Here is a 25682-nt window from a genome sequence, read left to right as displayed (position 1 = left end):
CGCCGCCTGATCGTGTTTTCGCTGTAATGCCTACGCCGGAGCAGCGCGATGAACTGCGCCTTCTCGCGCTCGCCGAGTGCAAGGACGTCCTTGTCGCGTTCCACGGCCCACTGAAACCAGTCCTGCAGATCAGACCAGTATGCGCGGGCGGTGTTGTGTCCGTACCCGAGCAGCAGGGCTTCGCGGCGGTTCGCAACCTCGTGCACGAGGTTACAAAGGGCATGACGCAGAAGGTGCAGAAGGGCGGGACTCCGGGCCGGGCTCCGCTCGGGTACCTGCACGTCCGCGAGTTCGACAGCGACGGCCGCGAGAGCCGAACCGTTCGCCCAGACGCCGACCGCGCTCCGCTCACCACATGGGCCTTCCACCGCTACACCGAGCAGAGCGTCAGTCTGTCGCAGCTCGCGCTCGAACTTGCTCAGCGTGGACTCACCACTCGACGAACTCCGCACGTACCGTCACGGGCGCTCACCGACACGGACCTCCACAAGATCCTGACCAACTCGTACTACCCCGGCCTTGTCTCGTTCTCGGGCGCGACCTACGCCGGCAAGCACGAGCCCCTGATCGATCAGGAGACGTGGGACAAGGTGCAGGACGCGCTTCAGTCTCGTCGCTCCGGCGAGCGCCGACGTCGACACGACCACTACCTCAAGAGCACGGTGTACTGCAGGAACTGCCACAACTGGCTGATTGTTCAGATGACCCGGTCGAAATCGGGCGAGATCTACCCGTACTTCTACTGCTCGGCACGTCAGGCAAGGCGGAACGACTGCACTCAGAAGGTTGTCCTCATCCACGTGGTGGAGGAGAAGATCGTCGAGGAGTACAAGAAGAGTCTCCGGCTCGACCAGATCGCTCGAGCCGACCTCGAGCGCCTGTTTCACGATGAGCTCGTGGCCACCCGAGGCGACGCCGAGCGCCAATGAGCACAAACCAAGACGGACTTAGAGCGTCTCGAACGCGAGCAGCTGCGGCTCCTCCAGGCTCACTACGCAGACGCGAACTCGCTCGACCTGTTCAAGAGGGAGCAGGACCGCATCCGCGCTAAGCGGACGATCGCCGAGCGGGACGAAGCGAGGCTCACCCAGGACGTCGCCGATGGCGAGTACGCGATCCGGCTGGCCCTCGATGTGACCGCGGAGTGTGCCAGCGCATACGGCCGGGCACCCGACCACGTGAAGAGGCTCTTCAATCAAGTCTTCCTCGCTCGTGTTCTCGTTCATGCGCACGAGACCATCACCGTCGAGGTGAACGAGCCGTTTGCCACGATCGCCTCGACCGCCGTTCAGCTCGCAGCACACGAAAAAAGCACCACTCAAAGGAGTGGTGCTCGGGCCCTCACCAGCTTCCTGGGGGCCGAGATCGGCGCCGTTCCGGTGTTTTTCTCTGGCGAGGGTTTTCGTAACGACACTTTGGTGCCCCTGGAGGGACTCGAACCCCCAACCTGCTCCTTAGGACGGAGTCGCTCTTCCATTGAGCTACAGAGGCCGGTGCCGTCCAGTGTACCGATCACCCGGTGCCGTCGCTCTTGACACGGAACGAGCTGCATGGTTGGTTAGTTACTGCACTAACGAACCAACATACCACGAAGCACCGACACCGAGGGAAGGAGCCCCATGGACGACTCCCGCCCGATCTTCCTGCAGATCGCCGAGCAGATCGAGAACGACATCATCGCGGGCGCGCTGCCCGAGGAGGACCAGGTCCCGTCGACGAACGAGTTCGCCGCGTTCCACCGCATCAACCCGGCCACGGCCGGCAAGGGCGTGAACCTGCTCGTCGACGAGGGCGTCCTGTACAAGAAGAGGGGGATCGGCATGTTCGTCGCCGAGGGAGCGCGCGACCGCCTGGTCGAGAAGCGCCGCACGCAGTTCCGCGACCAGTTCGTCGCACCGCTCCTCGCGGAGGCCGCCAAGCTCGGCCTCACCCGCGAGCAGCTCACCGCCATGATCACCGACATCGAAGGGGGATCGCGATGAGCGCGGTCATCGAGGTCGCCGGCCTCAGCAAGCAGTACGGCAGCATGCACGCCGTCTCCGACGTCAGCTTCACCCTTGAGGAGAACCGGATCCACGGCCTCCTCGGCCGCAACGGCGCCGGCAAGACAACTCTGATGTCGCTGCTCACCGGCCAGGAGTTCGCGAGCACCGGCAGCATCCGCGTCTTCGGCGAGGCACCCGTCGAGAACGCCGCCGTCCTCTCCCGCACCTGCTTCATCAAGGAGAGCCAGAAGTACCCGGAGGACTTCAAGGTCAAGCACGTCCTCCGCAGCGCCCGCTGGTTCTTCGAGGGCTGGGACGAGGAGTTCGCCCAGCAGCTCGTCGTCGACTTCCGCCTCCCGCTCGAGCGCCGCGTCAAGAAGCTCAGCCGCGGCCAGCTCTCCGCGATCGGCGTCATCGTCGGCCTCGCCTCCCGCGCCCCGCTGACCTTCTTCGACGAGCCGTACCTCGGCCTCGACGCCGTCGCCCGGCAGCTCTTCTACGACCGCCTGCTCGCCGACTTCGCCGAGCACCCGCGCACCGTCCTCCTCTCCACCCATCTGATCGACGAGGTCAGCAGCCTCCTCGAGCACGTCCTCGTCATCGACGACGGCCGCCTGCTCGTCGACAGCGACACGGAGGAGCTCCGCGGAGCCGCCGCGACCGTCACCGGCAGCCGTGCCGCCGTCGACTCGTTCACCGAGGGCCGCGAGGTCCTCTCCCGCAGCGGAGTCGGCGGCCTCGCCACCGCGACGCTCCCCCACCTCGGCACCGCCGACCGCGACGAGGCACGCCACCGCGGCCTCGACCTCGAGCCCGTCTCGCTCCAGCAGCTCGTCGTCCAGCTGACCACCGGAAAGGCCGCCTCATGACCGCCCTCGCCCCGCAGCGCTCCGTCGCGCGCCACCGCCTGCTCAGCATCGTCCGCCTGCACCTCGCGAATCCGGCGACGCTGCTCGCGACTCCGCTCGCGATCCTCGGCGCGATCTTCGTCGGCAGCCTGATCATCTGGCTGCTCGTTCTCCGGATGGTCGGCGTCCCGGCCGCCGGCGGCGACTCCGGCGTGCAGATCACGGGCGGCACGACCTTCATCTTCATCTACATGCTGGTCGTCGCCGTCCAGGCCACCAACGTCACCTTCGCCCTCGCGCTGGGCTACGGCTCGACCCGCCGGGACTACTCCCTCGGCACGGCGCTGACCTTCGTCGGCCTGTCCGCCGCCTGGACCGTCCTCTACTCCACGATGTCCGCGCTCGAGCAGGCGACGAACGGCTGGGGGCTCGGCGGCTACATGTTCCGCGCCGCCGCCTACAGCGACGTCTCCTGGCTCGCCCAGACCTTCGCGACCTTCAGCCTCTTCCTCTTCTTCTTCTTCGCCGGCTCGGCGGTCGCCGCGGTCTTCGTCCGCTGGCGGGCCACGGGGATGACCGTCTTCTTCCTCGCCCTGGGCGCGCTGATCGTCGGCCTGGTCGCCCTGTTCACCCTCACCGACAGCTGGGACTCCGTGTGGCTCGCCTTCGAGGCGATCGGCTTCACGGGCGCCTTCGCCCTGCTGCTCGTCCCGACGGTCCTGTCCGCGGTCCTCGGCGCCCTGATCCTCCGCCGAGCCACCCCGCGCGGCTGATCCGGCCGCAGAACATCAGCTGAGAGAGGGGGGCATCCGCTGAGGAGCGATGCCCTCCCTTCTCAGCTGATGTTCTGCGTCGAGCAGCCCCGTCCGGACGGCGCCCCGCCGCCCGCAAGGCCCTTCCGCCCCGCGCGCTCGCCTGGAAGCGTTGCAGCATGGCCGCATCCCACACCACCGCCGCTGCTCAGCACGTCTGGGCCGCCCGCGACGACAGTCCGCTCGACCCCGCCACCCTCGACACGATCGATGCCTGGTGGCGCGCCGCGAACTACCTCGCGGTCGGCCAGATCTACCTCCTCGCCAATCCGCTGCTGCGCGAGCCCCTCGCGAGGGAGCACATCAAGCCGCGCCTGCTCGGCCACTGGGGCACGACCCCCGGCCTCAACCTGATCTACGCGCACCTCAACCGCGCGATCACCGAGCGGCAGCAGCCCACCCTCTACATCACCGGCCCCGGCCACGGCGGACCGGGCATGGTCGCCAACGCCTACCTCGACGGCACCTACAGCGAGATCTACTCGCACATCGACGAGACCGAGGACGGCCTGCGCCGCCTCTTCCGCCAGTTCAGCTTCCCCGGCGGCATCCCGAGCCACGCCGCCCCCGAGACCCCCGGCAGCATCCACGAGGGCGGCGAGCTCGGCTACTCCCTCAGCCACGCCTACGGCGCCGCCTTCGACAATCCGGACCTGCTGGTCGCCGCCGTGGTCGGCGACGGCGAGGCCGAGACCGGCCCGCTCGCCACCAGCTGGCACTCGAACAAGTTCGTGAACCCCGCGACCGACGGCGTCGTCCTGCCGATCCTGCACCTCAACGGCTTCAAGATCGCCAACCCGACGGTCCTCGCCCGCATCCCGCACGAGGAGCTCGAGAGCCTGATGCGCGGGTACGGCCACGAGCCGTTCACCGTCGAGGGCGGCTTCGACGGCGAGGACCCGATGCGCGTGCACGAGCGCTTCGCCGCGGTCCTCGACACCGTGCTCGACCGCATCGCCGCGATCAAGGCGCGCGCCGCCGAGGGCGACCTCTCCCGCCCCGCCTGGCCGATGATCATCCTGAAGACCCCGAAGGGCTGGACCTGCCCGGCCGAGATCGACGGCGTGCAGGTCGAGGGCACCTACCGCGCCCACCAGGTCCCGCTCGCGAACGCCCGCGACACCGAGGCGCACACCCGCCTGCTCGAGACCTGGATGCGCTCCTACCGGCCCGAGGAGCTCTTCACCGGGGAGGGCGGGATCTCCGACCGTGTCCGCTCGCTCGCTCCCGAGGGCGAGCTGCGGATGAGCGCGACGCCGCACGCCAACGGCGGTCTGCTGCGTCAGACCCTCCGGCTGCCGGACTTCCGCCGCTACGAGGTCGTCGTGCACGAGCCGGGCGGCACCGTCGCGGAGGCGACGAAGGTGCTCGGCGAGTGGCTCGCCGACGTCGTCCGCGAGAACCCGACGAACTTCCGGATCTTCGGCCCCGACGAGGTCGCCAGCAACCGCCTGCAGAGCGTCTACGCCGCGACCGACAAGCAGTGGAACGCCGAGCTCAGCCCGCTCGACGACCACCTCGCCCGTGCCGGCCGCGTGATGGAGGTGCTCTCCGAGCACCAGTGCCAGGGCTGGCTCGAGGGCTACCTGCTCACCGGCCGGCACGGGCTCTTCACCTGCTACGAGGCCTTCATCCACATCATCGACTCGATGTTCAACCAGCACGCGAAGTGGCTGGACGGCACCCGCGACATCGAGTGGCGCCGCCCGATCGCGAGCCTCAACTACCTGCTCTCCAGCCACGTCTGGCGCCAGGACCACAACGGCTTCAGCCACCAGGACCCGGGCTTCATCGACCACGTGGTCAACAAGAAGCCGGAGGTGGTCCGCGTCTACCTGCCGTTCGACGCGAACACGCTGCTCTCGGTCTACGACCACTGCCTGCGCAGCGTCGACTACGTCAACGTCGTCGTCGCCGGCAAGCAGCCCGCTCCCGCCTGGCTCACCATGGCGGAGGCGGTGGCGCACTGCACCCGCGGCCTCGGCATCCTGGAGTGGGCGAGCAGCGAGCGCCGCGGCGAGTCGCCCGACGTGGTGATGGCCTGCGCCGGCGACGTCCCGACCCTGGAGACCCTCGCGGCCGTCAGCATCCTCCGCGAGGCGCTGCCCGACCTCGCGATCCGCACTGTCAACGTCGTCGACCTGATGCGGCTGATGTCCGAGTCCGAGCACCCGCACGGCCTCTCGGACCGCGAGTTCGACGCGGTCTTCACGCCCGACCGCCCGGTGATCTTCGCGTACCACGGCTACCCGTGGCTGATCCACCGCCTGACCTACAAGCGCACCGGCCACGGCAACCTGCACGTCCGCGGCTACAAGGAGAACGGCACGACGACCACGCCGTTCGACATGGTGATGCTCAACGACCTCGACCGCTACTCACTGGTGATGGACGTCATCGACCGCACCCCCGGCCTCGGCGCGAAGGCGGCGGGCCTCCGCCAGGAGATGCAGGACGCCCGGATCCGCGCCCGCGCCTACACCCGCGAGCACGGCGAGGACACCCCCGAGGTCGCGAACTGGACCTGGTCCGGCTCCCGCTCCGGCAACGCCTCCGAGGCCACTGGCGGCGACAACGAGTAGCCCCGCACTCCGCGAGATGCCACTTGTGCACGCGACACGCCGTGTCGGGCGTGCACAAGTGGCATCTCGCGGCGGGGGTCAGGCCGCCGCAGCCGTCAGGTAGTCGTCCCACTCGGGCTGGGTGCGCTCGGCACCGCGCACGAGCCAGGAGCCGGCGCGCGGCATCCGCGGCACGGAGCGCAGCTGCCAGCCCATCTCGAGCGGCGTCCGGTCGCTCTTGACGTTGTTGCAGCGGTGGCAGCAGGCGACGAGGTTCTCCCAGGTGTCCCGACCGCCCCGCGACTTCGGCTGGATGTGGTCGATCGTGTTGGCGTGCTGGCCGCAGTAGCCGCAGCGGTGGTTGTCGCGCCGCAGCACCCCGCGGCGCGAGACCGGCACGCTCCGCGAGCTCGGGATGCGGACGTAGCGCGTCAGCACGATCACCGAGGGCCGGACGTAGTCGCCGGTCGCTCCGTGCACCGGGTGCTCCTCGTCGGCGACGATGATCATCGCCTTCTCGGTCATCAGCAGCACCAGCGCCCGCTTGAACGACACCACCGCCAGCGGCTCGTAGCCGGCGTTGAGGACGAGTGTGCGCATCAGTGACCTCCGTGCTGTCGCACGCCGCCGCACGGAGGCGCCGCGACCACGCGAAAGGGCGCCGTCGTGACGACGGCGCCCTTCGAGGCCGCGGCGCAGAGCCGCACGGTGACGTGGTGCCGTATCCGAGTGTCGGCGGAGTGGAGTGCGGCGAGGAGGATCCCCGCCCGGATCGCGTCGGTCCGCCGCACGCGCGAACGCAGCCCCACGCAGTGGTGCCCGTTCCGCTCGGCCATCCCGGCACTCCGTCCCTCGACGAATCGCTCCGCTCGCCACGCGAGCGGACTGAGGTTCAGATTAACCCTTCGCGCCCGGAACACCAGAGGAACCGGGGATTTCGTCATGCGCAGTTCACACGGTGGGCGGCGGGCCGGCACTGCCGGGAACGCGGAAGAGCCCGCCCCGGTGAGGGGACGGGCTCTCGAGCCGAGCGGACGCGGAGCGCGTCAGCCGGAGATGCGGACGATCGTGTAGTTGCTCGTCCAGATCGGCTGCACGCGGACGCTCGCGCCCTCGTACGGCGCGTGCAGGATGTTGCCGTTGCCCGCGTAGAAGCCGTCGTGGCCGGGCATGATCACCAGGTCGCCGGGCTGCGCCTCCGACACCGGGATCTGCGTGCCCATGGCCGCCTGACCCGCGGCCGAGTGCGGCATCGAGATGCCGTACTGCGCGAAGACGTACATGACGAGACCGGAGCAGTCGAAGCCGCTCGGGTCCGCGCCGCCGAAGACGTAGGGCACGCCCTGGTACTGCAGCGCCGTATTGAAGACGGCGGAGAGGCTGTAGCTCGTGCTCGGCGCGCTCGCCGCGAGCTCGCTGGCCGAGGCGCCCTCGTAGGAGTTGAAGCTCTCCGCGGTCTCGGCGCGGGCCTCGGCGACGTCGGTGGTGTCGACGACGGGCTCGACGACCGGCTCCGGCTCCGGCTCGGGCGGCGGCGGCGCGGCCTCGGCGGTGAAGCCGTCGCGGGCGATCGCCGCCTGGACCACTCCCCCGGCGACGGCGACGGTCTGCGCGTCGCCCTGTCGCAGAAGGTCGGCCTGCGAGGCGGCGAACAGCCCGTCGCTCTCGGTGCCGGGCGAGAAGGCGTAGGCGGGCAGCGCCATGGTTGCTACGAGCGCTCCGGCGAATCCGACGATGGCGACCTTGCCGATCGTGCGGCCGCGGCTGCGCTTGCGCGGCGAGCCGGCCGGCGTCGGGACGAAGTCGGTGACGTCGGCCTGGCGCGACGGCGCCGTCGGCACGGCCCGGCGGGCGACGGGCGCCTCGTCGGTGTAGCGGGCGCGGATCACCGGCGGACGGTTCTCGAAGGAGGACGCGTTGCGGGGGCTGTCCGGGTGGGTGGAGCGGAACCGGTCGGGGGAACCGGAAGGGGTGGTGGGGTTCTGGGGCAAGGGGGAGGACCTCCGACGTCCCGCCAGCCCAGGCAGCTGTCCCGTCTCGAGTGCGCGAAGCATCGGCGTTCACGGAGTCCGAGACGGGAAGGGACGTCGGACCCCGCGCCTCGCGACCGGGGTTCGGGCGCAGGGCTCCACAGAGCGTAAGCGACCGTTACCGATTTGTCACCAACCGGAGACGAGATCGTGTCCCGCTCCGACCCTCCGATGCTGTAGTGCGCGTGGAGCGGACGTTCAGCTGACGAGGAAGATGTGCGCAGCGACCTCGTTGGGCAGCTCGATGCCCGCCTCCGCGCCGTCGATGCGCACGAGCACGTAGCCGTTGAGCGCCGAGAACTCGCCCTCGGCCCCGGGGACGACGCCGGCCTGCTTGAGCTGAAGCAGCAGCTCCGGGTCGACCTGCGCGGGCTCGCCGAGCCGGCGCACGGTGCCGCGCTGCGGCTCGGCCGAGCCGGCGACGAAGCGGGGGATGCTGATGACGCCGTCCGCGAAGCGCGACGCCGGGGTGTCCCCCAGCTCGTCGAGCCCCGGGATCGGGTTGCCGTAGGGCGACTCGGTGGGGTGGTCGAGCATCTCGAGGAGGCGGCGCTCCACCTGCTCGCTCATCACGTGCTCCCAGCGGCAGGCCTCCTCGTGCACGAACTCCCAGTCGAGCTTGATGACGTCGTGGAGGAGGCGCTCGGCGAGGCGGTGCTTGCGCATGACGTGGATCGCCTTGCGGCGTCCGTCGCCGGTCAGCTCGAGGTGGCGGTCGCCGGAGACGACGACGAGGCCGTCGCGCTCCATCCGGCCGACGGTCTGCGAGACGGTGGGGCCCGAGTGGCTGAGCCGCTCGGAGATGCGGGCCCGGAGGGGGATGATGTTCTCCTCCTCCAGCTCCAGGATGGTGCGCAGGTACATCTCGGTCGTGTCGATCAGATCCGTCATCTCAGCCTTCCGGTCTCAGCGCGCACAACCTTACTGGGCACCGTGTCCCGTCATCGGCGACGGGGCAGGGCGCAGGGCCTCCGATGGTCGAAGGCGGGGCGGGCCGGGAACCCTAGTATTAACGCATGCCGGACGTCACCATTCCTCGCGAGCTCCTCCCCCACGACGGACGGTTCGGCTGCGGCCCGTCCAAGGTGCGGCACGACCAGCTCGCGCACCTCGCGACGCAGGGCGCGCACCTCCTCGGCACCTCGCACCGGCAGGCTCCGGTCAAGAACCTGGTCGGGTCCGTGCGCGAGCACCTCGCGACGCTCTTCCGCATCCCCGAGGGCTACGAGGTCCTGCTCGGCAACGGCGGCTCCACCGCCTTCTGGGACGCGGCAGCCTTCTCGCTGATCGACCGCCGCGCCGAGAACCTCACCTTCGGCGAGTTCGGCCAGAAGTTCGCGAAGGCGGCCTCCGCGCCGTTCCTCGAGCCCGCGCATGTCGTCTCGGCCCAGGCCGGCTCGCGGAGCGAGGTCGAGATCCTCGAGGGCGTCGACGTCTACGCCTGGCCGCACAACGAGACCTCCACCGGCGTCATGGCGCCCGTCCGCCGCGTGCACGGCGACGAGGGCGCCCTCACGGTGATCGACGCGACCAGCGCCGCCGGCGGCATCGACTTCGACGCGGCCGAGGCCGACGTCTACTACTTCGCCCCGCAGAAGAACTTCGCCTCCGACGGCGGACTGTGGTTCGGCCTCTTCTCGCCGGCCGCGATCGAGCGGATCGAGCGGATCGCGGCGAGCGGCCGCTACATCCCCGAGTTCCTCAGCCTGCAGAACGCCGTCGACAACTCGCGCCTGAACCAGACGCTGAACACCCCCGCCCTCTCCACGCTGCTGCTGATGGAGTCGCAGCTCCAGTGGATGAACGAGAGCGGCGGACTGGCCTGGGCGTCGGCGCGCACCCTCGAGTCCTCGTCGGCGATCTACGACTGGGCCGAGGCCTCGCCGGTCGCGACCCCGTTCGTCGAGGTGCCCGAGCACCGCTCGCAGGTCGTCGCCACCGTCGACTTCGACGCCTCCGTCGACGCCGCGCTGATCGCGAAGATCCTGCGCGCGAACGGCATCGTCGACACCGAGCCGTACCGCAAGCTCGGCCGCAACCAGCTCCGCGTGGCGACCTTCGTCGCCATCGAGCCGGACGACGTCCGCTCGCTGCTCGGCTGCATCGACCACGTCGTCGAGCGCCTGGCCGACTGAGCGACCGGGGAACGGGGAGGCGCGGGATGAGGCTCTGGCTCCGTTCGGACGAGCGCCGCCCCGCTCCCCCGCCCTACGCCTCCGACGACGCGACGGCGCTCCTCGTGGGCTGCATCGTCTGGGTGCTCGCCCTCGTCGGCGTGCTGATCGCCGCGGCGGCCGGCGCGACCGTGCCGCCGCTCGTCCTGTCGACCGTCGTGATCGGCGTCGTGCTCGGCACGATCGGCTTGTTCTACAGCCGCAACCGCCGCTGATCCACCGGCGTCCGCGCGCGCGGCCGGCGCCGTGGCCGAGCGAGGGCGTCCCCGCTCGACCGGATCCTCACCGGCGGCGGCGTCGGCGTCCGCGACCGCTGCCGCCGCGTCGACCGGCGGCCGAGGCTCCCGACCCGTCCTCGGCGCCGGCGTCCTCGCCGTCCGAGTCGTCCTCGTCCGAGTCCTCGTCGTCGGTGTCGTCGTCGTCGTCCGAGTCCTCCTCGTCGGAGTCGTCGTCGTCCGAGTCCTCGTCGTCCGGGACGTCGTCGTCGTCCGCCTCGTCGTCGTCGTCGAGGATCTCGTCCTCGTCAGGCTCCGCCGCGTCGCCGTCCACGACGGTGTCGTCGTCGTACTCGTCGTCCTCGGTCTCGTCGCGCTCACCGCTGGCGTCCTGCGCCGCGCGGTAGTCCGCGAGCCGGACCGACCACGGCACCCAGTCGGGCGCGAGCACGGAGCCCTCGCCCGGCAGCAGCTCGACCTCGAGGACGTTGACGTCCTCGGACTCGTCGATCCTCGACAGCGTCGCCGTCCAGAGCCAGCCCGGGTATCCGCGCATCAGGTTCGTGAACTGCAGCGAGACCACGTGCTCGCCCTGGGCGAGCGTCGCGACCAGGTCGCCGATCGTGTCGGCGGTCGTGATGTCGAGGAGCGCCTCGCGCGCTCGGTCCTCCGAGGCGGCGAGGACGGCGTCGAGCTCGTACACGGGCGCGGGCTCCGGCTCTCCGGCGGCCACTGCGGACCCGGCGTCCGACTCTCCTCCGTCGTCGGACTCGGAGTCGGAGTCCTCGTCGGAGTCGTCCTCGTCCTCCTCGTCGATCTCGTCGCTCCAGACCGCCGGCGCGGAGGTGCGCGACGCCGGGACGCCGTCCTGCGAGTCCACGGGACCCTCGGTCGGGGCCTCGGACCCGGTGCCCGGAGTCTCGTCGTTCTCGGGCGACGGATCGCCGGTCGTCTCGCCGGCGTCAGGCATCGAGCTCGTCCGCGACCCGGCGCAGCAGCGTCGCGATGGTGCGCCCGTGGGCCTTGTCGGGGTAGCGGCCGCGCTTGAGGCCGGTGCCGATGCCGTCGAGCAGCTTGACCGTGTCCTCGACGATCACGGACATGTCGTCGGCCGACTTGCGGCTGAGCTTGACCATGCTGGGCGGGGTGTCGATGATGCGGGCCGAGAGAGCCTGCGCACCGCGCTTGCCGTCGGCGATGCCGAACTCGAGGCGGGTGCCGGCCTTGACCGCGGTCCCGGAGGGCAGCGCGGAAGCGTGCAGGAAGACCTCCTGGCCGTCATCAGTGCTGATGAAGCCGAAGCCCTTCTCCTCGTCGTAGAACTTGACCTTGCCGGTAGGCATGCAGAACCCCTCCTGGAAATGAAGCAGCCATCAGTTTAGAGGACGGCACCCGCCCTATCCTTGACCCGTGAAGCCACAGCAGCCCGCGGGCATCGGACGCGCGGAGCGCGTGCTCGCCTACATGTTCGTCGCGATCATCGTCGTGACGGTGATCGCGTTCATCGCCGTCCTGGTGGCGCCGATGATGGGCGTCCGCGACTACAGCGGGAGCCTCTGGCAGTTCGTCCTCGCGCTGCCGCTCGTCGGCCTGCCGATCGCCTTCCTGATGATGATCGCGATGCTCGTGGTCGGCGTCCGCCGCCGCCGTTCCTCCTAGCGGAGACCTCTCCGGCCGCGCCGAGCCCTCGACGAGCAACCGGTCACGCGACTCCCAGACTTCATCCAGGCCACGCGCAGATACTGTCCGCATGGACGGACCCCGCATTCTCATCGTCGACGACGAGCCCAACATCCGCGACCTGCTCACCACGAGCCTCCGCTTCGCCGGCTTCGCCGTGCGCGCAGTGGGCAACGGCGCTCAGGCGATCTCCGCAGTCCTCGAGGAGGAGCCGGACCTCATCATCCTCGACGTGATGCTGCCGGACATGAACGGCTTCGGCGTCACCAAGCGCCTGCGGTCCGCCGGCTACACCTCGCCGATCCTCTTCCTCACGGCGAAGGACGACACCGAGGACAAGATCACCGGTCTCACCGTCGGCGGCGACGACTACGTCACCAAGCCGTTCAGCCTCGACGAGATCGTGGCGCGCATCAAGGCGATCCTCCGCCGCACGATGCACGCCGAGGAGGACGCGGTCATCCGCGCCGGCGAGCTCACGATGGACCAGGACACGCACGAGGTCCTCGTGGGCGACGAGCCGGTCGAGCTGAGCCCGACCGAGTTCAAGCTGCTGCGCTACCTGATGCTCAACCCCAACCGGGTGCTCAGCAAGGCGCAGATCCTCGATCACGTCTGGGAGTACGACTTCAACGGCGATGCGGGCATCGTCGAGTCCTACATCTCGTACCTGCGACGTAAGCTCGACACGCATTCGGAGGAATCGCTCATCCAGACCAAGCGAGGATTCGGATACATGCTGAAGGTCGCGAAGGTCTGACCTCCGCCGCCCCGGCGCCGGCCCCGTGAGGGGGCGGGCGCCCGCACGACTTCGAGGGAGTTCCACCGCCATGCACCAGGGTCTGGCCGAGCGGTGGAACTCCATCTCGCTGCGCACGAAGATCACGGCCGTCACCGTCCTCCTGCTGACGCTCGGCCTGCTGGTGTCCGGCATCGGCACGATGACGATGCTGAAGCCGCAGCTCGTCGCTCAGCTCGACGCGCAGCTGGCCGACAAGGTGCAGAAGGTGGCGACCGACCTCTCCGCCCAGGGGGTCTCGCAGTTCTCCGAGTCGGACGACTACTACGGCGCCGTGTACGACTCCTCGGGGAAGCTCGTCTACTCGAACGCCGGGCAGGGCACCGACCCCGCCTTCCCCTCGCGCTACTCGATCGAGGACGCCCTGAGCGCCTCCAGCGAGCCGAAGGCGCTGATGAGCGTCAACGACCGGATCGAGTACCACGCCGTCTCGACGGTGTACTCCCGCGGGAACGACTACCAGACGCTGCTGCTCGCCACGTCGACGCGCGACATCGACAACATCATGACGATCTACCTGACGATCTTCCTCGGGTTCGGCGTCGCGATCGTCGTCATCGGCGCGATGCTGACGCGCCTGCTCGTCACCACGACGTTCGCTCCCCTGCGCCAGGTCGAGCAGACCGCCGCCGCGATCGCCGACGGCGACTTCAGCCAGCGCCTGGACGGCACCACGCCCAACACCGAGGTCGGCCGCCTCAACCGCTCGCTGAACGCGATGCTGGTGCGCATCGACAGCGCCTTCCGCGACCGCGCCCGCACCATCGACCAGATGCGCCGCTTCGTCGGCGACGCGAGCCACGAGCTGCGCACCCCCCTCGTCTCCGTCCGCGGCTACGCCGAGCTCTATCGGATGGGCGCGCTGCAGACGCCCGAGGCGGTCGGCCAGGCGATGGAGCGCATCGAGAAGGAGGCGATCCGGATGGGCGGCCTCGTCGAGGACCTCCTCGAGCTCGCCCGCCTCGACGAGACCAAGCCGCTCGCCCTCTCCCCCGTCGACCTGATGCCGCTCGCCCGCGACGCCGCAATGGACGCCATGGCCTCCTGGCCCGACCGCGACTTCGGCGTCGAGACCCGCGACGACACCCCCGTCGAGACGCCCGCGCTCGAGATGGACGAGCCGTCCGGCACCGCGACCCAGACCATGGAGGTTCCGGCCGCCGCCGGGCTCACCGGACCGATCGCGGCCGCCGGTGCACGCCTGGCGCGCTTCCGCCGCCGCCCGCGCCGTGTCCCGGCCGAGGACCTCGCGGCGGGCACCGCCCCCGAGCCCGAGCAGGTCGGCGTCCCGGCTCTCGTGATGGCGGAGGAGAACAAGATCCGCCAGGTGCTGACCAACCTGATCGGCAACGCCGTCCGCTACACCCCCGAGGACACCCCGATCGAGGTCGGCGTCGCCGTCGACCGCGCGCGGAGGCTGGCGTTCCTCGAGGTCATCGACCACGGCGAGGGCATCCCGCCGCAGATCCGGGAGAAGATCTTCCAGCGCTTCTGGCGCGCCGACACCTCGCGCACCCGCGAGACCGGCGGCAGCGGCCTGGGGCTCGCCATCGTCTCCTCCATCGTCGCGGCGCACAAGGGCCGTGTCGACGTCGTCGAGACTCCGGGCGGCGGCGCCACCTTCCGGGTCGCCCTGCCTCTCCTCACCGTCGACCCGGACGGCGATCCGTCCCCAGCTGCGGCCTGACCGCCCGCGCGGCCGACGCGGTCCGCCCTAGGTTCTCTCCCACGCGCCGAACTGCGCGGACGAGTGAGAGGACCTGACATGACCCATTTCCAGACCGACATCGACGCGATCAGCACCGCGAGCGGCTCGATCCACGGCTCCGCGGACCGCATCCGCGCCGAGGTGGCCGGCATGCTCGGCCTGCTCACCGGCCTCGAGAGCTCGTGGACGGGGCAGGCCTCGACCGCGTTCCAGGGAGTGGTCGGCCTCTGGCGGACCACGCAGGGGCAGGTCGACGACGGGCTCGAGTCGATCGCGCTCGCCCTGGGGACGGCGGGGCAGCAGTACGCGGAGACCGAGGAGGCCAACGCGCGCCTGTTCGCGTTCTGACCCGCCGGCGGCGTCCTCGACCGTCTGCGGGCCGAGGACGCCGCCCGGGAACGCCGAAGGCGGCTCCCCCCGGAGGGGAACCGCCTTCTGCGTGGTTCGGGTCGGACTAGAAGTCCATGCCACCCGTGGGGTCTCCGCCTGCGGCGACGGGGTTCCGCTCGGGCTTGTCGGCGACGACGGCCTCCGTGGTGAGGAACAGACCGGCGATCGAGGCCGCGTTCTGCAGAGCGGAGCGCGTGACCTTGACCGGGTCGATGATGCCGGCGGCGATCAGGTCGACGTACTCGCCGGTCGCGGCGTTGAGGCCGTGTCCGGTGGGCAGCTCGCGGACCTTGGCGGCGACGACACCCGGCTCGAGACCGGCGTTCAGCGCGATCTGCTTGAGCGGCGCGTCGATGGCGACCTTGACGATGTTCGCGCCGGTCGCCTCGTCTCCGACGAGCTCGAGCTTCTCGAATGCGAGCTTGCCGGCCTGGATGAGGGCGACGCCACCACCGGCGACGATGCCCTCCTCGACGGCGGCCTTCGCGTTGCGGACGGCGTCCTCAATGCGGTGCTTGCGCTCCTTGAGCTCGACCTCGGTCGCAGCTCCGGCCTTGATGACCGCGACGCCTCCGGCGAGCTTCGCGAGACGCTCCTGGAGCTTCTCGCGGTCGTAGTCGCTGTCGGTGTTCTCGATCTCGCCGCGGATCTGCGCGACGCGACCGGCGATGGCCTCGGCGTCGCCGGCACCCTCGACGATCGTGGTCTCGTCCTTGGTGATGACGACCTTGCGGGCCGAGCCGAGCAGGTCGAGGGTGACGTTCTCGAGCTTGAGGCCGACCTCCTCGGAGATGACCTGGCCGCCGGTGAGGATCGCGATGTCCTGGAGCTGCGCCTTGCGACGGTCGCCGAAGCCGGGGGCCTTGACGGCGACCGACTTGAAGATGCCGCGGATCTTGTTGACGACCAGGGTCGCCAGCGCCTCGCCGTCGACGTCCTCGGCGATGATCAGCAGCTGCTTGCCCGCCTGGATCACCTTGTCGACGACGGGGAGGAGGTCCTTGATGTTCGAGACCTTGGAGTTGACGATCAGGATGTACGGGTCCTCGAACACGGCCTCCTGGCGGTCGGGGTCCGTGACGAAGTACTGCGACAGGTAGCCCTTGTCGAAGCGCATGCCCTCGGTCAGCTCGAGCTCGGTGCCGAAGGTGTTCGACTCCTCGACGGTGACGACGCCCTCCTTGCCGACCTTGTCGATCGCCTCGGCGATGATCGCGCCGATCTCGGGGTCCGCGGCGGAGATGGAGGCCGTGGCCGCGATCTCCTCCTTGGTCTCGATCGCCTTGGCGCCGGCGACGAGCTCGGCGGTGACGGCCTTGACGGCCTTCTCGATGCCCTTCTTCAGGCTGATCGGGTCGGCGCCGGCCGCGACGTTGCGCAGGCCCTCGCGGACGAGCGCCTGGGCGAGGACGGTCGCGGTGGTGGTGCCGTCGCCGGCGACGTCGTCGGTCTTCTTGGCGACCTCCTTGACGAGCTCGGCGCCGATCTTCTCGTACGGCTCGTCGAGCTCGATCTCCTTGGCGATCGAGACGCCGTCGTTCGTGATGGTGGGGGCTCCCCACTTCTTCTCGAGCACGACGTTGCGGCCGCGCGGGCCGAGGGTCACCTTGACCGCATCGGCCAGGGTGTTGAGTCCACGCTCGAGGCCGCGGCGGGCTTCTTCGTCAAAAGCAATGATCTTGGCCATGTGTGTTCTTCGTCCCTCCCGGACGTCAGGGGAATTCCGTCGTTGGCACTCGACTGGAGCGAGTGCCAACAGCGATTCTGGCACTCACCCGGGAGGAGTGCAAGTGACGCCGGCGCCTGGCGCAACGCGAGGAGCCGCCGTCCGCACGAGGCGGACGACGGCTCCAGGCAGGGCGGGGGCTTCAGACCACGCGCACCGATTCGGCCTGCGGGCCCTTGGACCCGGTGCCGACCTCGAACGCGACGTGCTGGCCCTCTTCGAGGACCTTGTATCCCGACATGTCGATGGCGGAGTAGTGGACGAACACGTCCTGCCCGCCGCCGTCGACCGTGATGAAGCCGTAGCCCTTCTCAGAGTTGAACCACTTGACGGTTCCGTTCGCCATCTCTCACTCCCAAAGTGCTGTGCTGCCTGCGACACGAGCGATGCGCAGGTGCCTGATTAGGGAGCATAAGCCAGCGTTTCGGCCCGGAATGGGGCGGAAAGCGCCCGTGGGAAAGAGTTGTCCGGGATTCAACATGAATTAAACGTGCCGGAAACAGAACGCCCCCGGGACACGCCCCGAGGGGGTGCTCCGGGGGCGTCCGCGCCGCCGCGCTACTGCGGCGGATAGTCCGAGCCGAGCACGACGACGACGGATCCGGTCTCGACGAAGTCCTGCGTCAGAGCCGGCGTGCCGACGCCGAGCGCCTGAGCGACACCGAGCGCCGCGCCCTCGAGCGCGGGGTCAGTGTAGTAGATCGTCGTGGCCGTCTCCTCCTCGGTGTTCGCGTTCGCGACCGTGGGCACGCTCCAGCCCGCCGCGGCCAGTGCGTCCCCGGCGTTCGCGGCGAGGCCCGCCGTCGCCGTCCCGTTCAGGACCGCGAGCGCGAGGGCCGGGTCGACCGTGGGGGTGACCGCGGGGGTCGCCTCCGTCTCGGCGATGCCGGTGGGCGGCGTGAAGACGTCGTTGAACTGCACCCGGTTGTCGATCACGAGCAGGCCGATGAAGCCGAGCAGCACGATCACTCCGGTGGCCAGGGCCGCCCAGGCCAGCGCGACCGCGCGGGCGTGCGGGGCGGGCGGGCGGCGGTGGGCGCCGACGCGACCCTCGGTGGCCGGGATCTCGTCGAAGCGGTCCTTCGGAGCGGTGGTGGTCATCGTCGGTACGGCCGGCCTTCCGTTCGTGGGCCCGAGCAGCTCGTCTACTCGGGGCGCCCGAGGCGGCGCGCGGCGCGGGCGCCGGCGCGCCCGTCGCGGATGCGCTGCAGCCGCTTGACGAGCATCGGGTCGTGCGCGAGGGCGGCCGGTGAGGCCAGAACCGCGCTGAGCACCTGATAGTAGCGGGCGACCGAGAGGCCGAACCTCTCGCGGATCGCGTCGTCCTTGTCCCCGGCGCGGGCCGTCCACTCGCCCTCGAACTCGAGGACGCGGCGATCCCGCTCGGACAGGACGGCGCCCGTGCTGCGCTCGACGTCCGTGGCCCTGCTCATCCCTCCACAGTAGGGAGGGACGGCTCGGCGGCGGCTGAGGCGCTCCGGTACATGCCGATGTGCGGGATGCCCGCCTCGTCGAACTCGTCGCCGAACGGCTCGAAGCCCGACCGCGCGTAGAGGCCCGCGATGTACGACTGCGCGTGGAGCAGGAGCGGCTCGTCCCCGTGGCGCTCCAGGACCGCGCTCACCAGCCGGTGGGCGAGGCCCTCCCCGCGTCGGTCGGCCCGGGTCACCACCCGCCCGATCACCCGGTGGGCGTCGCGGTGCTCGGGCCGCTCGTCCCGGAGGGTGCGGAGGTAGGCGGCCGTGCCGCGCTCGTCGGCGATCCACCAGTGCCGCGTCGTCGGCTCCAGATCGCGGCCGTCGAGCTCCTCGTCGTCGACCCGCTGCTCGCGCAGGAACACATCGGTCCGCAGCCGCGCGAACGCGTAGACCTCCTCGGTCGTGAGTTCGCTCCACGCCTTCGAGATCACGGAATTCAGCTGCACGGCGGAGAGTTTACGAGAGGAGAGGGGAGCGCCCTCCCCCGTACACTGACCAGGATTCCTAGGGAGACCCATGTCGTCGTATTCCGTGAACAAGACCGACGCCGAGTGGCGCGAGGAGCTCGACCGCGAGCAGTACTCGGTGCTGCGCCAGGCCGCCACCGAGCGCCCGTGGACCGGCGAGCTGCTCGACGAGCACCGCGAGGGGCTCTACACCTGCGCGGCGTGCCACGCCGAGCTGTTCAAGAGCGGCACCAAGTTCGACTCCGGCTGCGGCTGGCCGAGCTTCTACGAGTCCATCCGCCCCGACGCGGTGCAGCTCATCGAGGACAGCACCCTGGGCATGGTCCGCACCGAGGTCCGCTGCGCCAACTGCGGCTCGCACCTGGGTCACGTCTTCCCGGACGGCTTCGGCACGCCCACGGGAGACCGCTACTGCATGAACTCGATCGCGATGAACTTCACGACCGAGGGCGAGTGACCGTGGCCGCGACTCCCGTGCTCGAGGCCGTCCTGGCCCGGCGCTCCCGCTCGAAGGTGACCGCGGAGGCGCCGGGGCACGAGGAGATCGCGGCGTACGTCTCGGCCGCCTCGCGGCTCGCGGACCACAGCTCGCTCCGGCCGTGGCGGGTCATCGAGATCCGCGGGGCGGCGCGCGACCGCATCGGGCGCAGCTTCGCCGCCGCGTCCGGCGACAAGAAGGACGCGCGCAAGCACATCGAGAAGACGCACCGCGCCTCCCTCCTCCTCGCGGTCGTCGTGAGCATCAAGAAGTCGAAGGTGCCCGCCTGGGAGCAGGAGGCCGTCGCCTCGGGCGTCGCGCACCTGCTCAGCCTGCTGCTCGACGAGGCCGGGTGGGGCGTCTTCTGGCGCACCGGCTCGTACACCCGCGCCAAGGCCGTGCGGAAGGCGCACCGCCTGGAGAAGGGCGAGGAGCTCCTCGGCTGGCTCTACGTCGGCCGGCCCGACGGCAAGATCGGCGGGCCGAAGCGGCCAACGCCGGCCGAGCGGCACCTGAGCATCCTCGAGCCGTGATCCGCCCGCGCGGGCCGGAGCCGAGGCGGCTTCCGGCCCCGCGATAGGGTGGCCCGGTGCGGACACGCACCTGCCGACGTGGCGCAATTGGTAGCGCACCCGACTTGTAATCGGGCGGTTACGGGTTCAAGTCCCGTCGTCGGCTCCGAGGCGGTCTCGTGAGCGGCCGATCGGCCTGCCGCTCCTCCGCGACACCCTTCTGCTTCAGGCCGTCCGGCGGCAGTCCGGCGTACGGCAGCCCTCGCAGCCTCCGCGTGAGCGGCCTCTCGACCCAGCGGTGGATCACGAGCCCGGCGACCAGCGAGACGGCGATCGTGCCGGCCACCGAGAGGACTCCCGCTCGCAGGCCGATCAGTGCCAGGACGGCGGGCACGACCGGCCCAATCAGGGGATGGAAGAGGTACAGGCTGTAGGACGCCTCGCCCAGGGCGAGCAGCGGTCGCCGGAGGAGGCGGTTCGCGCCACGACGCGATGCGAGCCGCCGGAAGAGCGGTTCGGCCAGGACCACCGCGACGAACGCGGCGGTGACGATCCCCTTCCGGAAGAGCGCGTCGCGCTGCCAGGAGATCCCCTCCGGTGCGAGAGCCGCGACGACGGTGAACACGGCGGCGGCGCCCAGCGCGAGGAGCAGGCCGCGGCGCGCGCGCGGAAGCATGGGGATCCTCCCGATCGCCATGCCGATCGCGAAGTACAGGACGAGCGGGTCGAAGTAGACCGCCCAGGCCGGCCAGTCCTCGGCCGGGCGGAGGAGATGGCCGGACGCGACGACGAGCACGACCGTCGACGCGAACACGAGGACGTTCCGCCGCAGGAGCAGCCCCAGGGCGAAGACCGCGTAGAAGGCCGTCTCGTAGGTGAGGGTCCAGCCGACGCCGAGGAGCGGCTCCACCGCGCCGTCGGGATTGCGAGCGGGCAGGAAGAGGTAGGACGCGACTCCTGACCACGGGGTGAGGGCGGCGTGCAGCACTGCCCCGGGCAGGACGAGGATCGACGCGATCTTCAGGGTCGTGGCGATCCAGTACAGCGGGACGATCCGGATCACGCGGCGGACGGCGAAGAACCGCCAGCCGCCCCTCACCTCGAAGGGACCCGCGGTGACCGCCATCACGAAGCCGGAGACGACGAAGAAGACGTCGACACCCGCGGCGGCGCCGTTCCAGACGGTGATCGAGTCGTCGAGGCGCTCGTGCGCGTAGAACGTGGCGTGCGTGATGACGACCACGAGAGCCGCGACGAAGCGCAAGGCCTGGACGCCCTCGAAGATCGGTGTCCTGGCGGTCGTCGGCGTGACGATCGGCGGCGTTGTCATGGCGGCCCCCCCCCGGTGAGATCGGGTGAGCCTATCCACGGGAGCGAGCGGCCGACGCGGAGGCGCGGAACCGGCTGTCGCGCGATCGCGGGCCGTCCTCCTCCCCGGAGCGCCTCCCCCTGCGGCGACCGGGCTCAGGCCTCCCGAGGTGCACGACGTAGGGCCCCGGTCTCCCGGGGCCCTTCCTGTGCTCCGACCCCTCTCGGCGGGTCCGCGGCCTAGCCCGCGGCGGGCGTCGGGGTCGGCGTGGCCGACGAGTAGGTGTCGGCGGCGGCCGAGAGCACGAACGAGCTGAAGGCGTCGGCGTCGGTCAGCGAGCCGGTGTACGCCTCGCCGTTGACGAGGACCGTCGGGGTGCCCGAGACGGACGCGACCTCGGTGCCCGGCAGCGGGCCGGAGGTGGCGCGCTCCGTGGCCGCGCGCACCCAGCTGACGAAGGACTGGTCGTCGATGCAGGAGTTCACCGCGGCGGTGTCCTCGACGCCCGCGTCGGCGGCGGCCTGCTTGAGCTGGTCGTCGGAGAGGCCGTCGGTGCCCTCCGCCGGCTGCTCGGCGAACAGCGCCGCGTTGAAGTCGAAGAAGGAGTCGGGCGACCGGTCCGCGACGCAGGCCGCGGCGTTGGCCGCGCGCTCCGAGTACTTGGTGCCGTTCGAGCGGGTGGTCAGGATGGCGATCGGGTGGATCTCGACCGTGGCGGCACCGCTGGTGACCCACTCCTTGATCTGGTCGCCGTTGGTCTGCTCGAACTGGCCGCAGTAGGGGCAGAGGTAGTCGAGGTACACCCGGATGTCGACGGTGCCCGTGGAGGTGTCGAGCACGCTCGGGGTCGGGGTGCCGTCGGCCGGGATCGCCGGGGTGGTCGAGGCGACGAGGCCCTCGGTGACGAGGACGCCGTCGCTCGCCATGTTGGCGGGACCCGGGCCGGCCGGGCGGATGCTCGAGGTGACGGCGAAGACGACGACCGCGACGATGGCGATCACCACGATCGCGAGTCCGCCCTGCAGGGCGAAGCGGCTGACGCGGTCGCGGCGCTTCTGCTGCTCGCGGAGTCGACGGGCCTTCTCGCGCGCGGCCTCTCGACGCTGGTTCTTCGAGAGACGGTCGTTGGCTCCGCCGATGGTCATGACAAGAACGCTCCGAATGAGAGGGGAAGTGCCGCCGGGCTGCGACTCGCCGGAATCCTACGCGCGAGCCCTGGGAAACCTCCAAACGACGGATACCGCCGGGACCCGGCGCCCGCCGTCGGACCGCGGCTCCCCCCGTCCGGTGGCGCGTGGCATACTGTGACGGTTGGTCGGAGTCGCCCACGCGACGACGACCGTCACTTCCATTCACTCGGATCGTCCGGCACGTACCTGCCGGTGAAGGAGCAAGAACAATGGCGTCCGTAACCTATGACAACGCGTCCCGCGTCTACCCCGGGGCCACGCGTGCCTCGGTCGACAAGCTGAACCTCGAGGTCGGAGACGGCGAGTTCCTCGTCCTCGTCGGCCCCTCCGGCTGCGGCAAGTCCACCTCCCTGCGCATGCTCGCCGGCCTCGAAGAGGTCAACGAGGGCCGCATCCTGATCGGCGACCGCAACGTCACGGACGTTCCGCCGAAGGACCGCGACATCGCGATGGTCTTCCAGAACTACGCGCTCTACCCGCACATGTCGGTCGCCGAGAACATGGGCTTCGCGCTCAAGATCGCCGGCATCAACAAGGACGAGCGCGCCGCGCGGGTCCTCGAGGCCGCGAAGATGCTCGACCTCGAGCCCTACCTGAACCGCAAGCCGAAGGCCCTCTCGGGTGGCCAGCGTCAGCGCGTCGCGATGGGCCGCGCCATCGTCCGCAAGCCGCAGGTGTTCCTCATGGACGAGCCGCTGTCGAACCTCGACGCCAAGCTCCGCGTCCAGACCCGCACGCAGATCGGCACGCTCCAGCGCCGCCTGGGCATCACCACGGTCTACGTCACCCACGACCAGACCGAGGCGCTCACCATGGGCGACCGCATCGCGGTCCTCAAGGACGGACTGCTCCAGCAGGTCGGCACGCCCCGCGACCTCTACGAGAACCCGAACAACGTCTTCGTCGCCGGCTTCATCGGCTCGCCCGCGATGAACCTGTTCCACGCGGACGTCACCGACGGCGGCGTCAAGTTCGGCGACACGGTCCTCCCGATCGCCCGCGAGGCGCTCGCGAAGACCACCCAGAAGGTCGTCACGCTCGGCGTGCGCCCCGAGGACGTCACCGTCTCGACCCAGTCCGGCGGCCTGCCGATCGAGGTCGACCTGATCGAGGAGCTCGGCTCGGACGGCTACCTCTACGGCCACACCGAGGTCGAGGGTCGCCGCACCGACATCGTCGCGCGCGTCGACGGCCGCGTGCACCCGACCGCGGGCGACCGCGTCTACGTGACCGCGAACCACCGCGTGCACATCTTCGACGGCGAGTCGGGACTGCGCCTCTCCTAGGCTCCGCCCCCGCGCACACGCTGCCGCCGTCTCCTCCGAGGCGGCGGCAGCGTTCGTCCGGGCCCCTCCACCGTCCGACTCCCGACACGAACGGCGCGCCATGTCCGGCTCCCTCAACATCACCTCGGCCACGGTCGACCCCGCCCTCCTCGACCTGCCGTGGAACCTGCGGCTGAACGACTGGCCCGACGAGTACATCGCCGCGCTGCCCAAGGGCATCTCGCGGCACACGGTCCGCTTCGCGCACCTCTCCGGCCACGTCGTCGCCGTGAAGGAGACGACGGCGGAGATGTCGCGGCGCGAGTACGAGATGCTCAAGACCCTGCAGCGGCTCGACGTCCCGTGCGTCGTGCCGGGCGCCGTGATCACGAACCGCACCGACGACGAGGGCGACGAGCTGCCCGCCGTGCTGGTGACCCGGCACCTCAAGTTCTCGCTCCCCTACCGCGCGCTGTTCTCGCAGACGCTGCGTCCCGACACGGCCACCCGCCTCGTCGATGCGCTGGCGCTGCTGCTGGTGCGCCTGCACGTCATCGGCTTCTTCTGGGGCGACGTCTCGCTCTCGAACACGCTGTTCCGGCGCGACGCGGGCGCCTTCGCGGCGTACCTCGTGGACGCGGAGACCGGGCAGCTCTACTCGGGCGGCCTCTCCAACGGCCAGCGCGAGAACGACCTCGAGATCGCCCGGGTCAACATCGCCGGCGAGCTGCTGGACCTCGAGGCGGGCGGGCGCGTCGACGACGACCTCGACCCGATCACGGTGTCCGACGGCATCGTCGCGGCCTACCGCAGCCTCTGGAAGGAGCTGACCGGGGCGGAGTCGTTCTCGACCTCCGAGCGCTGGCGCATCAACGACCGGGTGAACCGGCTCAACGAGCTGGGCTTCGACATCGAGGAGCTCGCGATCAAGACCGACGAGGCGGGCTCCACTGTGCGGATCCAGCCGAAGGTCGTCGACGCGGGCCACCACCAGCGTCGCCTGCTGCGGCTGACCGGGCTGGACGCGCAGGAGAACCAGGCGCGCCGCCTGCTGAACGACCTCGACTCCTACACCGCCACCTACGACAAGCAGGGGCTGGACGAGGAGATGGTCGCCCACGAGTGGCTCGCGCAGGTGTTCGAGCCGGTCATCCGCTCGATCCCGCGCGACCTGAAGGGGCGGCTGGAGCCGGCGGAGATGTTCCACCAGCTGCTCGAGCACCGCTGGTTCATGTCGCAGCAGCAGGCGCGCGACGTGCCGCTGGCCGAGGCGGTCACCGCCTATGTGAACGACATCCTGCGCCACCGCCGCGACGAGGCGACCATCATCGCCCCGCCGACCGAGGCGATCACCCTGCCGAACCTCGTCATCGACGGCGCCGGCGACGCCGAGCTGACCGACGAGGACGCCGACGTCGACTGGATGAAGAACGTCTGACCCGGCACGCCGAAGGGCTCGTGCGGACTCCGGATCCGGCACGAGCCCTTCGTCGTCTGCGGCGCGTGCTGACGCGGATCTCGATACGCCCGCTCCGCGGCCTACTCGATCAGCATGCTCCCCTGCTCGCCGAAGGCGGCGCCTCTTCATGCTGGTCGAGTAGCCGCGCAGCGGCGTATCGAGACCCACCGTCACCAGCAGTCCGGCCTGCAGACCTGACTCCGGGCAGGGCGGATCTCGATACGCCCGCTCCGCGGGCTACTCGATCAGCATGAAGCGCCCCCTGGCCGGCGGTGGCCGATCAGCATGCTCCCCCGCTCGCCGAAGGCGGTGCCCCCTCCGCCGTCGCTCGCCGAGGGCGGTGCCCCTTCATGCTGGTCGAGTAGCCGCGCAGCGGCGTATCGAGACCCACCGTCACCAGCAGCCCGGCCTGCAGACCCGACTCCGGGCAAAGGCGGATCTCGATACGCCCGCTCCGCGGGCTACTCGATCAGCATGAAGCGCACCCGAGCCGGCGGTGACCGTTCAGCATGCTCATCCGCTCGCCGAAGGCGGCGCCCCTCAGCCCTCGCTCGCCGAAGGCGGCGCCCCTCGCCCCTCCCCCGGCGTCAGCGCGG

The 25682-nt window shown here is 70.3% G+C and carries 28 protein-coding genes and 2 tRNA genes; 16 read left to right on the top strand and 14 right to left on the bottom strand.

Going from position 1 to position 25682, the window contains the following annotated elements; translation table 11 throughout:
• The first annotated feature begins 26 nt into the window (after positions 1 to 26).
• Entirely contained in the window at positions 27 to 929 is a 903-nt protein-coding gene (locus tag EDF17_RS03460) for a recombinase family protein (RefSeq protein WP_123445184.1), read from the top strand.
• An 18-nt stretch (positions 930 to 947) separates the two neighbouring features.
• On the opposite strand, the gene EDF17_RS03455 is transcribed toward EDF17_RS03460, so the two are convergent.
• Positions 948 to 1226, bottom strand: a complete 279-nt coding sequence (locus tag EDF17_RS03455; protein ID WP_133671855.1) for a hypothetical protein — start codon at positions 1224 to 1226, stop codon at positions 948 to 950.
• Between the two features lie 190 nt (positions 1227 to 1416).
• Positions 1417 to 1491 (bottom strand) — tRNA-Arg (locus EDF17_RS03450).
• A 128-nt stretch (positions 1492 to 1619) separates the two neighbouring features.
• Between EDF17_RS03450 and EDF17_RS03445 the strand changes: the two genes are divergently transcribed.
• The 4 genes from EDF17_RS03445 (at position 1620) to EDF17_RS03430 (ending at position 6227) form a co-directional block, all read left to right on the top strand.
• Positions 1620 to 1982 carry a GntR family transcriptional regulator gene (locus tag EDF17_RS03445; RefSeq protein WP_123445182.1) on the top strand — a complete coding sequence of 121 codons (363 nt, stop codon included), beginning with the start codon at positions 1620 to 1622 and terminating at the stop codon, positions 1980 to 1982.
• Positions 1979 to 2854, top strand: a complete 876-nt coding sequence (locus EDF17_RS03440) for an ABC transporter ATP-binding protein (RefSeq protein ID WP_123445181.1) — start codon at positions 1979 to 1981, stop codon at positions 2852 to 2854. Before EDF17_RS03445 ends, EDF17_RS03440 begins: the two co-directional genes overlap by 4 nt.
• On the top strand, positions 2851 to 3606 hold the full coding sequence (locus tag EDF17_RS03435; RefSeq protein ID WP_123445180.1) for an ABC transporter permease: 756 nt from the start codon (positions 2851 to 2853) through the stop codon (positions 3604 to 3606). Before EDF17_RS03440 ends, EDF17_RS03435 begins: the two co-directional genes overlap by 4 nt.
• A gap of 158 nt (positions 3607 to 3764) precedes the next feature.
• Complete coding sequence (locus EDF17_RS03430; RefSeq protein WP_123445179.1) at positions 3765 to 6227, top strand: phosphoketolase family protein; 2463 nt, start codon at positions 3765 to 3767, stop codon at positions 6225 to 6227.
• A 78-nt stretch (positions 6228 to 6305) separates the two neighbouring features.
• On the opposite strand, the gene EDF17_RS03425 is transcribed toward EDF17_RS03430, so the two are convergent.
• From EDF17_RS03425 to EDF17_RS03415, 3 genes are all read right to left on the bottom strand, one after another.
• On the bottom strand, positions 6306 to 6806 hold the full coding sequence (locus EDF17_RS03425) for an HNH endonuclease (RefSeq protein WP_123445178.1): 501 nt from the start codon (positions 6804 to 6806) through the stop codon (positions 6306 to 6308).
• 446 nt (positions 6807 to 7252) lie between these two features.
• Positions 7253 to 8197, bottom strand: coding sequence for a C40 family peptidase (locus EDF17_RS03420; RefSeq protein WP_243732773.1), 945 nt, complete (start codon positions 8195 to 8197; stop codon positions 7253 to 7255).
• A 237-nt stretch (positions 8198 to 8434) separates the two neighbouring features.
• Entirely contained in the window at positions 8435 to 9127 is a 693-nt protein-coding gene (locus EDF17_RS03415) for a metal-dependent transcriptional regulator (RefSeq protein WP_123445176.1), read from the bottom strand.
• Between the two features lie 125 nt (positions 9128 to 9252).
• Between EDF17_RS03415 and serC the strand changes: the two genes are divergently transcribed.
• Positions 9253 to 10371, top strand: coding sequence for a phosphoserine transaminase (gene serC / locus EDF17_RS03410; protein ID WP_123445175.1), 1119 nt, complete (start codon positions 9253 to 9255; stop codon positions 10369 to 10371).
• 26 nt (positions 10372 to 10397) lie between these two features.
• A complete protein-coding gene (locus EDF17_RS03405; protein WP_123445174.1) occupies positions 10398 to 10625 on the top strand; it encodes a DUF2530 domain-containing protein in 228 nt (75 codons plus the stop codon).
• Between the two features lie 67 nt (positions 10626 to 10692).
• Here the strand turns inward: EDF17_RS03405 and EDF17_RS03400 are convergent, their stop codons facing one another.
• Both EDF17_RS03400 and EDF17_RS03395 read right to left on the bottom strand, forming a co-directional pair.
• Positions 10693 to 11595, bottom strand: a complete 903-nt coding sequence (locus tag EDF17_RS03400) for a DUF3027 domain-containing protein (protein WP_123445173.1) — start codon at positions 11593 to 11595, stop codon at positions 10693 to 10695.
• Positions 11588 to 11968, bottom strand: a complete 381-nt coding sequence (locus EDF17_RS03395) for a cold shock domain-containing protein (protein ID WP_123445172.1) — start codon at positions 11966 to 11968, stop codon at positions 11588 to 11590. The genes EDF17_RS03400 and EDF17_RS03395 overlap by 8 nt, the downstream gene beginning before the upstream one ends.
• 67 nt (positions 11969 to 12035) lie before the next feature.
• Between EDF17_RS03395 and EDF17_RS03390 the strand changes: the two genes are divergently transcribed.
• The 4 genes from EDF17_RS03390 (at position 12036) to EDF17_RS03375 (ending at position 15160) form a co-directional block, all read left to right on the top strand.
• Positions 12036 to 12284 carry a hypothetical protein gene (locus EDF17_RS03390; RefSeq protein ID WP_243582849.1) on the top strand — a complete coding sequence of 83 codons (249 nt, stop codon included), beginning with the start codon at positions 12036 to 12038 and terminating at the stop codon, positions 12282 to 12284.
• Positions 12285 to 12375: 91 nt separating this feature from the next.
• Positions 12376 to 13065 carry a response regulator transcription factor gene (locus EDF17_RS03385; protein ID WP_085475163.1) on the top strand — a complete coding sequence of 230 codons (690 nt, stop codon included), beginning with the start codon at positions 12376 to 12378 and terminating at the stop codon, positions 13063 to 13065.
• Positions 13066 to 13135: 70 nt separating this feature from the next.
• Positions 13136 to 14791, top strand: a complete 1656-nt coding sequence (locus tag EDF17_RS03380; RefSeq protein ID WP_123445171.1) for a HAMP domain-containing sensor histidine kinase — start codon at positions 13136 to 13138, stop codon at positions 14789 to 14791.
• Between the two features lie 78 nt (positions 14792 to 14869).
• The gene (locus EDF17_RS03375) at positions 14870 to 15160 is read left to right on the top strand and encodes a WXG100 family type VII secretion target (RefSeq protein ID WP_123445170.1); all 291 of its coding nucleotides are present in this window, start codon (positions 14870 to 14872) and stop codon (positions 15158 to 15160) included.
• Between the two features lie 106 nt (positions 15161 to 15266).
• Here the strand turns inward: EDF17_RS03375 and groL are convergent, their stop codons facing one another.
• The 5 genes from groL to EDF17_RS03350 form a co-directional block, all read right to left on the bottom strand.
• Complete coding sequence (gene groL, locus EDF17_RS03370) at positions 15267 to 16889, bottom strand: chaperonin GroEL (RefSeq protein ID WP_123445169.1); 1623 nt, start codon at positions 16887 to 16889, stop codon at positions 15267 to 15269.
• A 181-nt stretch (positions 16890 to 17070) separates the two neighbouring features.
• Positions 17071 to 17274: a cold-shock protein gene (locus tag EDF17_RS03365; protein WP_123445168.1), complete on the bottom strand. Its 204-nt coding sequence runs from the start codon at positions 17272 to 17274 to the stop codon at positions 17071 to 17073.
• 212 nt (positions 17275 to 17486) lie between these two features.
• Positions 17487 to 18029 carry a LytR C-terminal domain-containing protein gene (locus tag EDF17_RS03360; RefSeq protein ID WP_123445167.1) on the bottom strand — a complete coding sequence of 181 codons (543 nt, stop codon included), beginning with the start codon at positions 18027 to 18029 and terminating at the stop codon, positions 17487 to 17489.
• Between the two features lie 44 nt (positions 18030 to 18073).
• On the bottom strand, positions 18074 to 18361 hold the full coding sequence (locus EDF17_RS03355; protein WP_123445166.1) for a DUF3263 domain-containing protein: 288 nt from the start codon (positions 18359 to 18361) through the stop codon (positions 18074 to 18076).
• Positions 18358 to 18852 (bottom strand): GNAT family N-acetyltransferase, encoded by a 495-nt coding sequence (locus tag EDF17_RS03350; protein WP_243582848.1) that lies wholly within the window; start codon positions 18850 to 18852, stop codon positions 18358 to 18360. Before EDF17_RS03350 ends, EDF17_RS03355 begins: the two co-directional genes overlap by 4 nt.
• 70 nt (positions 18853 to 18922) lie before the next feature.
• On the opposite strand from EDF17_RS03350, the gene msrB reads away from it, so the two are divergent.
• From msrB to EDF17_RS03335, 3 genes are all read left to right on the top strand, one after another.
• Positions 18923 to 19330, top strand: a complete 408-nt coding sequence (gene msrB, locus EDF17_RS03345) for a peptide-methionine (R)-S-oxide reductase MsrB (RefSeq protein WP_123445164.1) — start codon at positions 18923 to 18925, stop codon at positions 19328 to 19330.
• Positions 19327 to 19884, top strand: a complete 558-nt coding sequence (locus tag EDF17_RS03340; protein ID WP_123445163.1) for a nitroreductase family protein — start codon at positions 19327 to 19329, stop codon at positions 19882 to 19884. The genes msrB and EDF17_RS03340 overlap by 4 nt, the downstream gene beginning before the upstream one ends.
• Before the next feature lie 72 nt (positions 19885 to 19956).
• Positions 19957 to 20029, top strand: a tRNA-Thr gene (locus EDF17_RS03335).
• Here the strand turns inward: EDF17_RS03335 and EDF17_RS03330 are convergent.
• Both EDF17_RS03330 and EDF17_RS03325 read right to left on the bottom strand, forming a co-directional pair.
• Positions 20003 to 21193: an acyltransferase gene (locus EDF17_RS03330; RefSeq protein WP_123445162.1), complete on the bottom strand. Its 1191-nt coding sequence runs from the start codon at positions 21191 to 21193 to the stop codon at positions 20003 to 20005. The two genes, EDF17_RS03335 and EDF17_RS03330, sit on opposite strands and share 27 nt — an antisense overlap.
• Positions 21194 to 21411: 218 nt before the next feature.
• Positions 21412 to 22317 (bottom strand): thioredoxin domain-containing protein, encoded by a 906-nt coding sequence (locus tag EDF17_RS03325; protein ID WP_123445161.1) that lies wholly within the window; start codon positions 22315 to 22317, stop codon positions 21412 to 21414.
• 254 nt (positions 22318 to 22571) lie between these two features.
• Here EDF17_RS03325 and ugpC point away from each other — a divergent pair, with 254 nt between their 5' ends.
• Positions 22572 to 23648, top strand: a complete 1077-nt coding sequence (gene ugpC / locus EDF17_RS03320) for a sn-glycerol-3-phosphate ABC transporter ATP-binding protein UgpC (protein WP_123445160.1) — start codon at positions 22572 to 22574, stop codon at positions 23646 to 23648.
• Between the two features lie 100 nt (positions 23649 to 23748).
• Positions 23749 to 25065, top strand: a complete 1317-nt coding sequence (locus EDF17_RS03315) for a DUF4032 domain-containing protein (protein ID WP_123445159.1) — start codon at positions 23749 to 23751, stop codon at positions 25063 to 25065.
• Positions 25066 to 25682 lie beyond the last annotated feature (617 nt).

The sequence above is a fragment of the Rathayibacter sp. PhB1 genome (assembly GCF_004362935.1).
GTDB lineage: Bacteria > Actinomycetota > Actinomycetes > Actinomycetales > Microbacteriaceae > Rathayibacter > Rathayibacter festucae.
The sequence above is the reverse complement of the archived record's forward strand: the minus strand, read 5'-3'. Positions and strand labels throughout refer to the sequence as shown.